Annotated in this window: 14 protein-coding genes; 7 read left to right on the plus strand and 7 right to left on the minus strand. The window is 68.0% G+C overall.

Annotated features, from left to right (window positions below):
- Window positions 1-350 precede the first annotated feature (350 nt).
- On the plus strand, window positions 351-1,139 hold the full coding sequence (locus tag NDI76_RS14240) for a PAS domain-containing response regulator (protein ID WP_310924749.1): 789 nt from the start codon (window positions 351-353) through the stop codon (window positions 1,137-1,139).
- Between the two features lie 57 nt (window positions 1,140-1,196).
- Here NDI76_RS14240 and engB read toward each other — a convergent pair whose 3' ends face one another.
- The 3 genes from engB to NDI76_RS14255 form a co-directional block, all read right to left on the minus strand.
- Window positions 1,197-1,817, minus strand: coding sequence for a GTP-binding protein EngB (engB, locus tag NDI76_RS14245; protein WP_310924750.1), 621 nt, complete (start codon window positions 1,815-1,817; stop codon window positions 1,197-1,199).
- Window positions 1,818-1,908: 91 nt separating this feature from the next.
- Entirely contained in the window at window positions 1,909-2,613 is a 705-nt protein-coding gene (locus NDI76_RS14250; RefSeq protein WP_310924751.1) for a universal stress protein, read from the minus strand.
- Window positions 2,613-4,034 carry an APC family permease gene (locus NDI76_RS14255; protein WP_310924752.1) on the minus strand — a complete coding sequence of 474 codons (1,422 nt, stop codon included), beginning with the start codon at window positions 4,032-4,034 and terminating at the stop codon, window positions 2,613-2,615. Before NDI76_RS14255 ends, NDI76_RS14250 begins: the two co-directional genes overlap by 1 nt.
- Before the next feature lie 126 nt (window positions 4,035-4,160).
- Between NDI76_RS14255 and NDI76_RS14260 the strand changes: the two genes are divergently transcribed.
- Together NDI76_RS14260 and NDI76_RS14265 are read left to right on the plus strand one after the other, a co-directional pair.
- Window positions 4,161-4,868: a 5-formyltetrahydrofolate cyclo-ligase gene (locus tag NDI76_RS14260; protein WP_310924753.1), complete on the plus strand. Its 708-nt coding sequence runs from the start codon at window positions 4,161-4,163 to the stop codon at window positions 4,866-4,868.
- Window positions 4,869-5,071: 203 nt separating this feature from the next.
- On the plus strand, window positions 5,072-6,772 hold the full coding sequence (locus tag NDI76_RS14265) for a BCCT family transporter (protein ID WP_310924754.1): 1,701 nt from the start codon (window positions 5,072-5,074) through the stop codon (window positions 6,770-6,772).
- A 31-nt stretch (window positions 6,773-6,803) separates the two neighbouring features.
- Here NDI76_RS14265 and NDI76_RS14270 read toward each other — a convergent pair whose 3' ends face one another.
- Window positions 6,804-7,952 carry a family 43 glycosylhydrolase gene (locus NDI76_RS14270; protein WP_310924755.1) on the minus strand — a complete coding sequence of 383 codons (1,149 nt, stop codon included), beginning with the start codon at window positions 7,950-7,952 and terminating at the stop codon, window positions 6,804-6,806.
- A gap of 102 nt (window positions 7,953-8,054) precedes the next feature.
- On the opposite strand from NDI76_RS14270, the gene NDI76_RS14275 reads away from it, so the two are divergent.
- Together NDI76_RS14275 and NDI76_RS14280 are read left to right on the plus strand one after the other, a co-directional pair.
- A complete protein-coding gene (locus NDI76_RS14275) occupies window positions 8,055-9,359 on the plus strand; it encodes a TIGR00341 family protein (RefSeq protein WP_310924756.1) in 1,305 nt (434 codons plus the stop codon).
- Between the two features lie 77 nt (window positions 9,360-9,436).
- Window positions 9,437-10,189, plus strand: coding sequence for an SIMPL domain-containing protein (locus NDI76_RS14280; RefSeq protein WP_310924757.1), 753 nt, complete (start codon window positions 9,437-9,439; stop codon window positions 10,187-10,189).
- A 25-nt stretch (window positions 10,190-10,214) separates the two neighbouring features.
- Here the strand turns inward: NDI76_RS14280 and NDI76_RS14285 are convergent, their stop codons facing one another.
- Both NDI76_RS14285 and NDI76_RS14290 read right to left on the minus strand, forming a co-directional pair.
- Entirely contained in the window at window positions 10,215-10,430 is a 216-nt protein-coding gene (locus NDI76_RS14285; protein ID WP_310924758.1) for a hypothetical protein, read from the minus strand.
- 79 nt (window positions 10,431-10,509) lie between these two features.
- Complete coding sequence (locus NDI76_RS14290; RefSeq protein ID WP_310924759.1) at window positions 10,510-11,484, minus strand: NOG1 family protein; 975 nt, start codon at window positions 11,482-11,484, stop codon at window positions 10,510-10,512.
- A 174-nt stretch (window positions 11,485-11,658) separates the two neighbouring features.
- Here NDI76_RS14290 and NDI76_RS14295 point away from each other — a divergent pair, with 174 nt between their 5' ends.
- A complete protein-coding gene (locus NDI76_RS14295) occupies window positions 11,659-12,027 on the plus strand; it encodes a DUF5518 domain-containing protein (RefSeq protein ID WP_310924760.1) in 369 nt (122 codons plus the stop codon).
- Between the two features lie 8 nt (window positions 12,028-12,035).
- On the opposite strand, the gene NDI76_RS14300 is transcribed toward NDI76_RS14295, so the two are convergent.
- Window positions 12,036-12,575 (minus strand): DUF367 family protein, encoded by a 540-nt coding sequence (locus NDI76_RS14300; protein WP_310924761.1) that lies wholly within the window; start codon window positions 12,573-12,575, stop codon window positions 12,036-12,038.
- 128 nt (window positions 12,576-12,703) lie between these two features.
- Here NDI76_RS14300 and NDI76_RS14305 point away from each other — a divergent pair, with 128 nt between their 5' ends.
- On the plus strand, window positions 12,704-13,129 hold the full coding sequence (locus NDI76_RS14305) for a nuclear transport factor 2 family protein (protein WP_310924762.1): 426 nt from the start codon (window positions 12,704-12,706) through the stop codon (window positions 13,127-13,129).
- The last annotated feature ends 8 nt before the right edge of the window (window positions 13,130-13,137 follow it).

A 13,137-nucleotide genomic window follows, 5' to 3' on the forward strand; every position in this document is an offset into this window, starting at 1 on the left:
GGGCGGCGGACGGTGGGCGACGAAGGACGCCGGCCGCGGGAGCGGCGATGGCAAGCGTGAAATGCGACGGTCCGCTACCGAGGGACGGGCGACAGTGACGAGGGTTACCCCCACCGAGCCCCGTGTGACGAGGCAGTTAACGCCCGAGTCGCCCTTCCGAGACGGACCGTCCTCCTTCGACCCGACGACCGCGAGCGTCCGCGACGACCGAGGCGTCTGTTCAAGCGTTCGATAGTTTTCGCGCCGAGAGCCGCTCGTTAACGGCGACGTAACGCGAAACAGTGCGAAACGCAACCGTTTTTGAGAAATGGTCGCCGCGATTTAAGTCGCTCGCGGTTCGCCGGGGAAGCGTGAGCGAGCACGACCCGAGTGCGGACGAGGGCGTAGGGATACTGCTCGTCGACGACGACCCGGCGTTCGTGGAGGCGGCGGCGACGTTCGTTGGCCGCCACCTCTCGGGGACGAGGACGTACACCGCCGGGTCGCCGGCCGACGCGCGCGAGTTCATGGCGTCGCGCGGCGACGACGTCGACTGCGTCGTCAGCGACTACGACATGCGGCACGAGAGCGGCGTCGACTTCCTGCGCGACCTCCGGGAGGCGTTCCCGAACCTCCCGTTCATCCTCTTCACCGGGAAGAGCGCCGACGAGGTGGCGGGCGAAGCGTTCCGGGCGGGCGCGACGGACTACCTGAAAAAGGAGATGGGCACCGAGCAGTTCGAGGTGCTCGCCCGACGCATCGACCTGTCCGTCACCGCCGCGCGTGTCGCGTGCGAGGCGGCGCGGAACCGAAGGCTGCTCGACGCCGCGTTCGACGCCGTCGGCGACCCGTTCTACGCGTTCGACACCGAGGGGCGGTTCCTGCGCTGGAACGACGCGCTGGTGGCGCAGACCGGGTACTCCGACGAGGAGGTGGCCGAGATGCACCCGACGGAGTTCTTCGAGGGGGCGGATAGAGAGCGGGTCGCGGCGGCCATCGACGCCGTCGTCGACGACGGGGAGGCGACCGTCGAGGCGTCGGTCCGAACGAAGAGGGGCGACCGCCGCCCGTACAAGTTCACCGGGTCGCTCGTCGTCGACGAGGCGGGCGACCCGTTCGCCGTCTGCGGCGTCGGCCGCGACCGCTCGGACCGCGACTGAACCGGGAACTCGAAGCGCTCCTCGACCGCCTCGGCGTCGGGCCGAACGCCGGGCGCCTCAGCTGACGAACTTCAGGAGGTCGTCGCGCTTCTGCTCGTGGAAGTGAGTGCGCAAGGCCTCTTCGAGCGTGTCGAGGCTCCCGCGCTTGGCGCTGATGGGCGCGACGACGTCGGACCACTGCTTCCACGGCGGCATCAGTCCGAGTCGGTCGCAGAGGTCGTTCAGGCGTTCGTCCCGGTCGTCGACTTTGTCCATCTTGTTCACCGCGACGACGACGGGAATCCCGAGTTCGCGCAGGAAGTGGAACATCTCCACGTCGTGCGGTATCTCGTCGGGGCCGGAGTGGCGGTCGATGATGTCGACGGCGCTCTTGCCGTCGACGACGAGGACGCCCGCGAGGATGTCGTCGGCGTTCGACTCGATGTACCGGACGATGTCGGTCTTTATCTCCTCGCGGCGGTCCTCCTCGACGCCGGACATGAACCCGAACCCCGGCAGGTCGGTGAACATGAAGTCGTCGCCGGCCCAGTCGAAGTGATTCGGCTGCCGGGTCACGCCGGGTTTCTTCCCCGTCGTGAACTTCGAGTGGCCCGTCAACTCCCGCATGATGGTCGACTTGCCGACGTTGGAACGCCCGACGAGGACGACCTCCTGTCGGTCCGGGCGGTCTTCGAACATGTGCGAGGAGACGCCGTCGCCGCGGTTAACGCTGGCGTTGCGGTCCGTCGCAGTCGCCGAACGAACTCGTCGGCGGCACCGAAGCGGCCCGTCACTCCGACTCCGACTCCGGCTTCGACCGCGGCCGCCGCACCACGAGCACCGGCCCGACCGACTCCGCCGCGACGCGTTCGGTCACCTCCCCGAACAGGAACGACTGGAGCGAGGGGGCCTGTTCGCCCATCACGATGGCGTCGTGGTCGGGGACCGCGTCGAGAAGCGCCTCCAAGGGGGCCGCGCCCTCGGCAATCCTCGTCGTCGCGGCGATGCCGGCGGCGTCGAGTCGCTCGGCCGCCGCTTCCATCGATACCGCGCCGTCGTCGCCGGCGACCCGGAGAAGCGTCACGTCGATGGCGCGGTCGCCGACGAGTTCGGTCACGAACGCGAGGATGCGGTCGGCCGCGACGTCGCCCGAGAGCGACACCAGTATCCGGTCGACCGCTCCCGTCGCCCCCGAGATGGCGTACGCCCGTGCACCAACCTCGTCGGCGACCCGGTCGACGGTCTTCTGCCGGTCGGCGGTGAAGACGAGCCGGTAGTCGGCGCTCCCGCCGGCGTCGCGGAACTCCTCGGCGATATCCGCGAGCGCCGCGTTCGCGCGCTCCTCGTACTGGAGGCGTGCCTGATCGGGCGGCGTCTGCTCGGGGAGCACGTGGTAGCCGAGAACCGTCACGTCCATCGTGCCGAGGAGGTTCATCAGTCCGAGCGGGACGGCCTCGTTTTCGAGCACCGCGACGGGCACGAGGACGCGCGACATCAGAGCGCCCCCCTGAGGTTCACGTCGCGAGCGTAGTAGAAGTACCATCCCGCGGCCGCGAGCATGAGGCCGAGCCCGATGACCTGAGACGCCGTCTGCATGAATCCGATGAGAGCGAAGCTCGCAACCGCGCCGAGCGCCGGCACGACGGGGTAGCCGGGCGTCCGGAAGTCCGGGTCGTACCACTCGGGTTCGTCGCGGCGGAGGACGACGAGGGCGACGCAGATGAGTCCGTACAGGACGAGGTGGAGGAACGAGGCGACCTCCGCGAGCACTTCGACCCGCCCGGTCGCCACCAGGACGAGGATGGGGCCCCCGGCCATCCCGAGTGCGACGTGCGGCGTGCCGTACTTCAGATTGATACGGCAGGCCCACCGCGGCAAGAGCGCGTCCTTCGAGACGGCGTAGATGGCCCGAGACGTGCTCAGAATCGAGGCGTTCGCGCTCGACATCGTCGCCAACAGTCCGCCGAAGACGATGGCCAGCGCCCCCGCAGACCCGAGGTAGTGCCGCCCGACGTCGACCATCGCCGTCTCGCCGAGGCTCGCGAGGCGCTCGCTCCCGAACGCGCTCGTCGCGACGAATATCGTCGTAACGTACAGCACGGTCACGACGAGCACGGACCCGACCATCGCCAAGGGGAGGTTCCGACCCGGCCGTTTCATCTCGCCGGCCACCGTCGCGACCTGTGCGAACCCGAGATAGGAAGTGAACACGAGGGCGGCGGTCGTCAGAACCGGGAACGGACCGAACGGCATGAACCGCTCGGGCGTGCTCGGTCGGCCGATGAGTCCGAGGGCGTCGAGCGTTCCCCACAGGAGCACGACGGCGAGGATGGAGAGGAGGAGGGCGACGACGCCGTTCTGGAGCTTCGCCGCGTTCTCGGTTCCGGTGACGTTGAGGAGCGTGAAGCCGACGCCGAAGACCAAGGCGATGGGGATGACCAACTCGGGTCCGAGCACGATACCGAGTTCCGCGAGCGTGTCGACGGCGTAGAAGCCGAATCCCACGAGGTAGAAGGCCGCGGCGAAGACGAGACCGAACCACAGCGAGAGTCCGACGACGGCGCCGGCGAGCGTTCCGAGGCCCCGCGAGATGAAGTAGTAGCCGCCGCCGCTCTTCGGCATCGCCGTCGCCAGTTCGGAGGCCGGCAGTGCGACGAGAAGTGCGACGACGCCGCCGAGTGCGAACGACCCCGCGGCGGCGGGTCCCGCCCGACCGGCCGCCAGCCCCGGAAAGACGAAGATACCGGCACCGATCATCGTTCCCACGCCGATGGCGAGGCCGCCCGTGAGTCCGATAGTCCGCTCTAACTCCGAGTCGTCGGTGTAGGTCGCCTCGTCGGTCTCGACGCTCCGCTCGACGTCCGGCGCTTCCCCTTCGAGGTTCGCCCCGACGTCGGTCGGCTCTTCGGAGACCATGTGCCGTGTTCGCAACAAACAGTTGTAAGGCTACTCCCCGTTCGAGAGGAGACGCGGGTGCGGTCGCCCGACGTTCGTCCCCGCTCGGGTGACGAGGTACTAGTACGCGGCCTCGCAAGTGGTGGCATGGAGAAACAGAAGCTCCGAGAGCGTATCTGGGACGAATTAGAGGAGAGCGGAGAAGCCAGATTTCCATATCCTCCCCATGACAGAATTCCCAATTTCAACGGGGCGGACGAGGCGGCAAATCGACTATCGGAGAACGAGGCGTGGCAGGAGGCGGACGTGATTAAGTCCAATCCCGACTCTCCGCAACTTCCCGTCCGGCGGGCGGCGCTGCGGCAGGGGAAGACGGTCTACATGGCCGTCCCACGACTTCGGGACGAGAACTGTTTCCTTCGGTTGGACCCCGCCGAGATAGACGATATCGACCACGCGACGACCATCGGCGGGTCGTCGGAGGTCGGCGTACAGGTCGGACCCGACGAGATGGAACCGGTCGACCTGATCGTCTCGGGGAGCGTCGCGGTGAACGGCGACGGTGCGCGCGTCGGGAAAGGCGAGGGATACAGCGACCTGGAGTTCGCTATTCTTCGGGAGTTCGGACTGGTCGACGACGACACGACAACGGTGACGACGCTCCACGAGACGCAGTTCGTCGACAGGGAGATTCCGACGACGCCACAGGACGTACCGATCGAGTGGGTGTTCACGCCCGAACGGTCGATTCGGACGGAGGCATCCGCGCGGAAACCCTCGGGAGTCGCGTGGGAGGAGGTGACCGACGAACGAATCGAGGCGATACCGGTTCTGGAGCGACTGAAGGGCGAGTAGACCGCTCTCGACGAAACGCGTCTCGCGGTTCCCGGGCCGCTCCGCGAAGGAATAGATTCTCCTCCTGACATGACCGAACCCGTGAAAAACACTTATCCGACTCTCCGATGACAGAATGGCATGCGTTCGCACGCCACAGTGTACGGTGGGTCGAACCACGTTCGAACACCGCGTCGTCGCTCGGGGCCGGGGGTTGAGACGGTATGAGTGACGCCGGGAAGGGGCGAATCGAGGAGTTCCGAGAGGAGATCGACCCCACCGTCTTCCTGTTCGGTGCGCTGCTGACAGTGGGTGTCATCGTCGCGTTCTTCGTCAGTCCGAACGCGGTCGAGAACGGCATCTCGTCGCTGAACGACACGCTGCTCGGGATGTTCAACTGGGCGCTCCTGCTGATCGTGTTCCTCGTGGTCGTCTTCCTGCTGTTTCTCATCGTCGGTCCGTGGGGTTCGATCAAACTCGGCGACGTGTCTCCCGAGTACAGTTTCTTTTCGTTCTTCTCGATGATCTACTCGGCGGGATTCGCCGCCGGCGTGGTGTTCTGGGGTCCGACCGAGGCGCTTTTCTACTACGCGAGTCCCTCGCCGCTGTTTGGGGGCGTAGAGGGGGGTTCGGCGGAGGCGATGACCATCGCCGTCCAACAGACCATGTTCCACTGGGCGCTCCCCCAACTGGCCGTGTTCACCATCATGGGAATCGCCATCGGGTACTTCGCGTACAACTACGAGAACGTCCCGCTTCGCGTCTCCTCGGCGCTGACGCCCATCATCGGCGCGGACAACCTCGACGGTCCGGCGGCGAAAGTCGTCGACATCCTCGCCGTCTTCGCGACCATCGGCGGGGTGGCGACGTCTTTGGGCTTCATCGGCAGCCAGTTCGTCACCGGGTTGGACTACCAGTGGGGAATTAGCATGGGGAACCTCGGCATCCTTCTCGTGGTGACGTTCATGACGCTGCTGTTCACGACGTCGATGGTGCTCGGCGTCGACAAGGGCATCCGCCGGCTCTCGAACTTCAACATGATTCTCTTCGTCGTCCTCATGGTGTCGACGTTCCTCGTCGGCCCGACGCTGTTCTTGCTGCTGCTCGGCACGCAGGCGTTCGGCGGGATGCTCTCGGACTTCGTCTCGATGAGCCTCTTCACCGGGGCGGGACCGATGGGCGCCGGGAACCCGGAGGCCACGAACTGGATGAACGCGTGGACGGTGTTCTACTGGGCGTGGGCACTCTCGTGGTCCCCGTTCGCGGGCCTGTTCATCGCCCGTATCTCCAAGGGCCGCACCGTCCGCGAAGTCGCGTTCACCGGCATCGTCGCGACGTCGGCGGCGACGATTCCGTGGTTCACGTTCGTCGGCGGCACCGCGGTCTGGGCCCAACACAACGGCATCGCGGACTTCGGCGCCGTCATCTCCGGCGAGGCGGGCGCGGAGGTGTCCGGCTTCATCCTCTTCGAGGCGTTGCAGTTCACGCTGAACATCGGCGGCGCTTCGATGACGCTCCCGGTGGGCACGCTCCTGATGTACATGTTCCTCATCCTCGTGACGACGTTCTTCGTCACCTCGGCCGACTCCTCGACGCTGGCCGTCTCGATGATGACGACCGGGGGCAAGGCGCGACCGTCGACCATCAACCGCATCTTCTGGGGCGTCGTCCTCGGACTGACCGCGGCGATACTGATGATTCTCGGCGGCACGGGAAGCGCGAACACGCTTCAGCAGGCGGCAATTATCACCGGCACGCCGTTCGCCTTCGTCTGTCTGCTCGCGTTGCTCTCGCTGATACGGGACTTCGGGTCGAACTACGGCCGCGTGCTCCTGCAGGAGGAGACGGTCCTCACGGGGTCGAGTCGAAAGCGAAAGTCGGACGCTCCCGGGGCCGGCGACCCGGCCGAATCGGACGACGACTGAAGCGACGCCGGCGAAGCGAGCGGACCCTATTTTATCTCCTCGGCGTTTCGGGACGGAAACGACTCGCACCCGAGGTGTTCCCGCCGGCGCGCGGAACCGGCGCGGTCCGCGAGGGCGTTCCCGACCGCACCCGCGGCCACCCGTCGCGCCAGTCCAGTCGGTCGAGCATGGGGACGCGTCGGGGGACGTCGCCGTTCCCCGTCCACGGGTTCGAGCGCTCGTAGGCGTGATAGAGGAGCCAATCGTCGCCGGCGTGGTCGCGCACGACGGCGTTGTGTCCGGGGCCGGCGAACGCGTCGTCGCCGCGGAGGATAGTCGTCCCTGACGCCTCCGTCAGCGGCGTCCCCTCCCGGTTCCGATACGGCCCACGGAGCGACTCGGACCGCCCGACGACGACGTGGTAGGTGCTGTCCGCGCCGGCGCAGCAGGTGCCGCGCGACCCGAAGAAGTAGTAGCGGCCGTTCCGTTTCACGAGGAACGGCGCTTCGACGCCGTCGCCGGCTACCTGAAACGGGTCGTCCGCGACCGAGAGACCGTCCGGCGCGAGGCGGACGCCGTAGATACCCCGCTTGCTCCCCCAGAACAGGAACGGCGTTCCGCCCTCGCGGACCAGGCAGGGGTCGATGGAGTTCGGCACGCCGATTCCGTCGCTCCTGAGCAGTTCGCCGCGGTCCTCGAACGGTCCCGCCGGCGACGGCGAGACGGCGACGCCGATGCCGGGGTTGGGGTCGCCGAACCGCGCGTACGAGTAGTAGAGGACGTACCGTCCGCCGAAACGAGCGGCGTCGGGCGCCCACAGCCCCAACCCGTCGGCGTCCCGCCAGTCGGGCATCGACGCGAACGCCGCGCCGGCGTCCGACCAGTTCACGAGGTCGGTCGACCGGGCGACGGGAATCAGCCGCGAGGACTCGCGCGCGCCGCCCCACGGATGGTACGTCGCGTAGGCGTAGAAGGCGTCGTCGGCCTCGACGACGGTGGGGTCCGCGAACACCTCCTCGAACACCGGGTTCCGGTACGTCGCGTTCGGGCCCTCCCGCGCGTCCTCACCGTCCTCGCTCGTACCCGTTCCCGAGCGTGCGGACGTCGCATCAGAGTGTTCGGGCGTAGCGCCGTCGAGACAACCGCCGCTCACGGCGGCGACAGCGGCGAGGAACGCCCTGCGGTCGACGGTGCGGTGCACGAATCCGCGTAGCGGCGCGTCGGCAATGAACCCGGCGCGGACCGTCGAGACCGTCCGTCGCAGGCCGACGGGGTTTTTGCACGCCGCTCGGAACGTTCGTGCGTGCGACTCGTACAGGTGATGGTGCCGACCGGCAAGCGCGACACGATTCTGCAGACGTTGGACGAGGAGGGCATCGACTACGCCGTCTCCGACGAGACGAGCGGACGCGGCTACACGGCGCTCGTCTCGTTTCCCCTCCCGGCGCAGGCCGTCGAACCCGTGTTGGCGGAGCTTCGCGACGTAGGTATCGAGCGCGACGCCTACACCGTGGTCGTGGACGCCGAGACGGTCGTCTCCAAGCGGTTCCAGGACCTCGAAGAGAAGTACGAAGAGGAGAACGAGGACTCGGACCGAATCGCCCGCGAGGAACTCGCCGCCAACGCCAACGAGTTGGCGCCGCCGTTCCCCTCGTTCCTCCTGATGACTATCGTGAGCGCCGTGGTCGCCACCGCGGGCGTCCTCCTCGACTCGCCCGCCGTCGTCGTCGGGTCGATGGTCATCGCCCCGCTCGTCGGTCCCGCGATGTCGGCCAGCGTCGGCACGGTCATCGACGACCGCGAGATGGCGCTCCGCGGCATCAAACTACAGGCCATCGGCGTCGCCGTCGCCATCGCGGCGGCGGCCATCTTCGCCGTGCTGTTGCGTGCGCTCGGCATCGTCCCGATGACGGCCGAGGAGGTGTTCGCGCTCGGAGAGGTGCACGAGCGACTCGCGCCCGACGTCCTGTCGCTCGTCATCGCCCTCGGCGCGGGCGCGGCGGGCGCCGCTGCCATCTCCTCGGGCGTCTCGGCCGCCCTCGTCGGCGTTATGATCGCCGCGGCGTTGGTACCGCCCATCGCCGTCGTCGGCGTCGCCCTCGCGTGGGGCCACCCCGTCGCGATGCTGGGACCGCTCGTTTTGGTCCTCGTGAACATCCTCTCCATCAACTTCGTCGCCCTGATGGTGCTGTGGCAGATGGGCTACCGCCCGCAACTGTGGTTTCGCGAGGACGAGGCGCGGTCGGCGACGGTGTCGCGGGTGGCGACCATCGGCGCCATCCTCCTCATTCTGTCGACGGTGCTCTTCGGCGTCACCTACGGCACCTACCGGACGTCGACGTTCGAGCAGGAGACGCAGAGCGCCATCGTGAGCGACCTCCCGGAGGACGCCTCGCTCGTGTCGATGAACGTCGAGTACGAGGGCTTCCCGTTCCAGACGCCGAGTCGCGTCGTCGTCACCGTCGGCTACCCGCCGGGCGGTAACCCGCCGATGCTCGGCGACGATATCCGCCCGCTCATCGACGAACTCGCCCCCGAACCGCTTGGACCGCTCGGGAGCCGCGACGTGACCGTCGAAGTGCGCTACATCGCGGTCGACGACCCCTGAACGCGACCCTCCCCGGAGACTGAAAGAGTTCTTTGCGGTTACGTCGGCTTGATATCCTGAGCCGACGTGTAAGAGGTATGCAACGTAGCTTCAGAACGTTCGTTCTCCCGTTCGCCGTCGCCGCACTCGTCCTGATGGCCGGCTGTCTCGCCCCCTTACAAGTCGACGGCGGGACCGGCCCCGCAAACCAAGTCTCCGACGCCGAGTCGGGGCGCAGCATCAGCGTCTCGGGGAACGGTGAGGTGACCGCCGACGCCGACCTCGCCGTCGTCACCGTCGCCGTGACCGCCACCGCGTCCTCGGCCGACGAGGCCCGCGGGCAGGTGGCCGCCGACTCCGAGCGGATGCGCCAAGCCCTCCGCGACGCCGGCGTCGCCGACGACGCGGTGTCGACCGCCTACTTCCGCGTCGGTCCGCAGTACGACTACAGCGGGCAGGAGCGCAACATGACCGGCTACCAGGCCGTCCACGCCTACACCGTCGAAGTCGCCCCCGACGAGGCGGGCGAGGTGATAGACGTCGCCGTCGGCAACGGCGCCAGCGAGGTCCAGCAGGTCACCTTCACGCTCACCGACGAGACCCGCGCCGACCTGCGCGCGGAAGCCCTGAACGCCGCCATGGACGCGGCCCGCACCGACGCCGACACGCTGGCCGAGGCGGCCGACCTCTCCATCACGGGCGTCCGCTCCGTCTCCACGACGGGCGGCTACCAACCCGTCGACACCCGCGTCGCCTACGAGAGCGCCGACTCGGCCGGCGGGAGCACCTCCTTCGAACCCGGCCCGGTGACGGTGACCGCGACGGTCAGCGTGACTTACGACGCCGAGTAGTTCGACGTATCGACGTCAACCCGCCTCACTCCGTCACCAGGTTTTCTCCTCGAAGAACCGCCGCCGACGCGGACGTGACGAGCAGAACGAGCAGGGCGACGTCCCGGAGCGACCGGAGCGTCACGCCCTCCGCGGGCAGGGTGAACAACGTCTCCCAGTGGATGAGGACGGCCCATAGAAGGCAGAGGCCCGAGAGAACGACGACCTCACCCCACGTTCTCCGTCGCTCGGAAAGCGACATAATCTGGCGGCTCTTCATACTCGACGAACCCGCTCTGGGAGCGACAGCCGTTTCCGCGACGGTCGGGCCGGCACGACGCTCACTCCTGCCGCGACGGCGGGATGTCGGGCGTCCAGTCGACGGCGGCGACGGCCGCATCCAACACGTCCTCAACGCCCTCGTCCGTCTCAATGCTCATGAAGTAGTCCGCCTCCGCGTCCGTCGAGCGGTCGCTCTTGTTGCAGACGGTGAGAACGGGCACGTCTCGCTCGGCGAACCGCGCCTCGACGGCGTCTCGAAGTTCCTCCTGCGCGTCGAGCGGGTAGCCGCAGGCGCCGCTGGCGTCGACGACGAACAGGACGGCGTCCGCGAGGTGTTCGAGGGCGCTGACGGCCTGCTTCTCGATGTCGTTCCGGTCCTCCTCGGGCCGGTCGAGGAGACCGGGCGTGTCGATAATCTGGTAGCGAACCCGGTCGTGCTCGAAGTGACCGATTTGAACTCCTTTCGTCGTGAACGGGTAGCGCGCGATTTCGTTCGAGGCGCGGGTGACGCGGTTGACGAACGACGATTTGCCGACGTTCGGGTAGCCGGCGACGACGATGGCTGGTTCGTCCGGGCGGATGTCGGGCAGTCCCTTCAGCGAGTCGCGCGCCTCGCCGATGCGGAGCAGGTCGTCCTCGACTTCCTCGACGATGTCCGCCATGCGAGCGAACGCCTGCTTGCGGTGTTTCCGCGCCGTGTCGGGGTTGGACTTCCGCATCTTCGATTGGTACTCGCGGCGAATCTCGGCGACTTGACGGCTCGCCCACGTCACCTCCGAGAGACTCTTGCGGACTTCGTCCACGTCGACGATGGCGTCGGCGAGTTCGTAGTAGAACGGGTCGACGGTGCCGAAGTCGGGCCACTGGGTGACGACGTTCTCAAGGTTGTCCGAGAGGATGGAGGAGGCCGTCTGGAGCATCGACTCCTGGGCTTCCAACCCGGACTTCGCCCGACCGGACCGGGCCGCGCGCGAGAACGCCTTGTCGATAAGTTCCTCCGACCGCGGCGTCGTCGGAAGGGACTCGAAAATCATGCTTCGTCCTATTCGGCCGAACGGTAAAAGCGCGTCCGTTCGGCGCTCGCGCGTCGTCGTGGCGACGAGTCGACGCCGAGTCCGCGGGTCGCCGGCCGTCCCGGACGGAGAGCGGGTGCCCGATACCGGTCGGCGGACGCGGGACTTTTGCCCGCGAGGAGTCTACCCGAAGACATGAACACGGACTGGCGCGCCGTCGGCGTCGGCTTCCTCCTGATACTGGTCGTCGGCGCCGTCGGCCTCACGGTACCGGTGCTCGGACAGATAGGCGCGGGTCTCATCGGCGGGTTCGCCGCGGGCTACCTCGCCGGCGGGGGCCTCGGCGACGGCGCGTGGAACGGCCTCCTCGCGGGGTCCGTCTCCGGAATCGTCCTCACCCTCCTCCTGAGCGTCCTCGGCGGCGCCCTCGGACTCGCCGGCGGCCCCCTCGGGGCGTTCCTCGGCGGCGCGGGCGTCCTCCTCGTTGGCCTGTTCGCCACCCTCCTGTTCGCCGTCGACAGCGCGATAGCGGGCGCCGTCGGCGCGTGGGTGAAGGGGCGCTGAGACGGCGACTACTCGGACTCCCCGCGGTCCAGATACTCCTGTTGAATCTCGACTATCTCCGTCGAGTTCGCGCAGTCTGCGTACCGCCGGAGGGGTTCCTCGTTCAGTTCCAAGAAGGTGTGGCCCCACGTGAACTTCGAGAGCAGGGCCTCGGCGCGGTCCGCGCGGCCGAAGATGCACAGCGCCGCGGCGAGCGCTTCCACCGTGGTTAGCTGCATCGGCCGCCCGAAGTTGACCGGGTTGGCCGCGACGAGGTAGGGGAGCGCACGGTGCTCGCCCGGCAGGGAGAACATCGCCTCGCCCGCCGACTCCCACGAGCAGTCGAGGGCGACGACGTTCTTCGCGTCGGAGTCGGCCGGCGAGAGCGCACGCTCGGCGTGCGGGTTGAGCACGACCCCGTAGGGCGTCGCCCGGTCCGAGCGGTGCAGTTCCGCGAGGTCGAACGACGCGAGTTTCCGGGCGGTGCACTTCGCTGGGTCGTCGTCGCCCTCGTAGCGGACGTGCACGCCGTACTCTGCCGACTCTCTCTCGGTCGTGTCCGCGGTCACGTCCGCCGGGAGGGGTCGCGCCGACAAAAGCGGTTCGTCGCGCCCGTCGGTCGGGCGGGACGGAACCGGACCGCCTTCCCCCGCGCCGCGACCGAAGGAGGCAGGGGCCTCGGGGGCGGAGACGGGGTATGGACGCGCAGGACTCCGCGGAAGTCGGAGACGAGGCGAACGAAGCGCGGACGGACGGCGAGGCGGTCGTCCGAGGCTACTACGAGGCTGTCGACGCCGGGGAGTACGACAAACTCGCGGCGCTGCTCGTCCCCGAGTTCGTCCACGACCGGCCCGACCGGACGCTGTCGGACCGCGAGACGTTCGTCTCGTTCATGCGCGAGGACCGTCCCGAGAAGGACACGAGACACGACGTGACGGCGGTGTACCGCGCCGTCGGCGGCGACGGAGACAGGGACGAGGATGGGGACGTCCCGGCGGAGGGCTGGGTCGCCCGCGGCCGACTCGTCGGCGCGGACGGGCGCGTCCGCTTCGAGTTCGCGGACGCCTTCTCCCTGAGCGCCGACGGCGTGACGCGCATCGAGACGTTCGTCCGCGAGGGGTGAGTCGACTC

Origin of the sequence: Halogeometricum sp. S1BR25-6 (assembly GCF_031624495.1) — an archaeon.
Classification (GTDB): domain Archaea; phylum Halobacteriota; class Halobacteria; order Halobacteriales; family Haloferacaceae; genus Halogeometricum; species Halogeometricum salsisoli.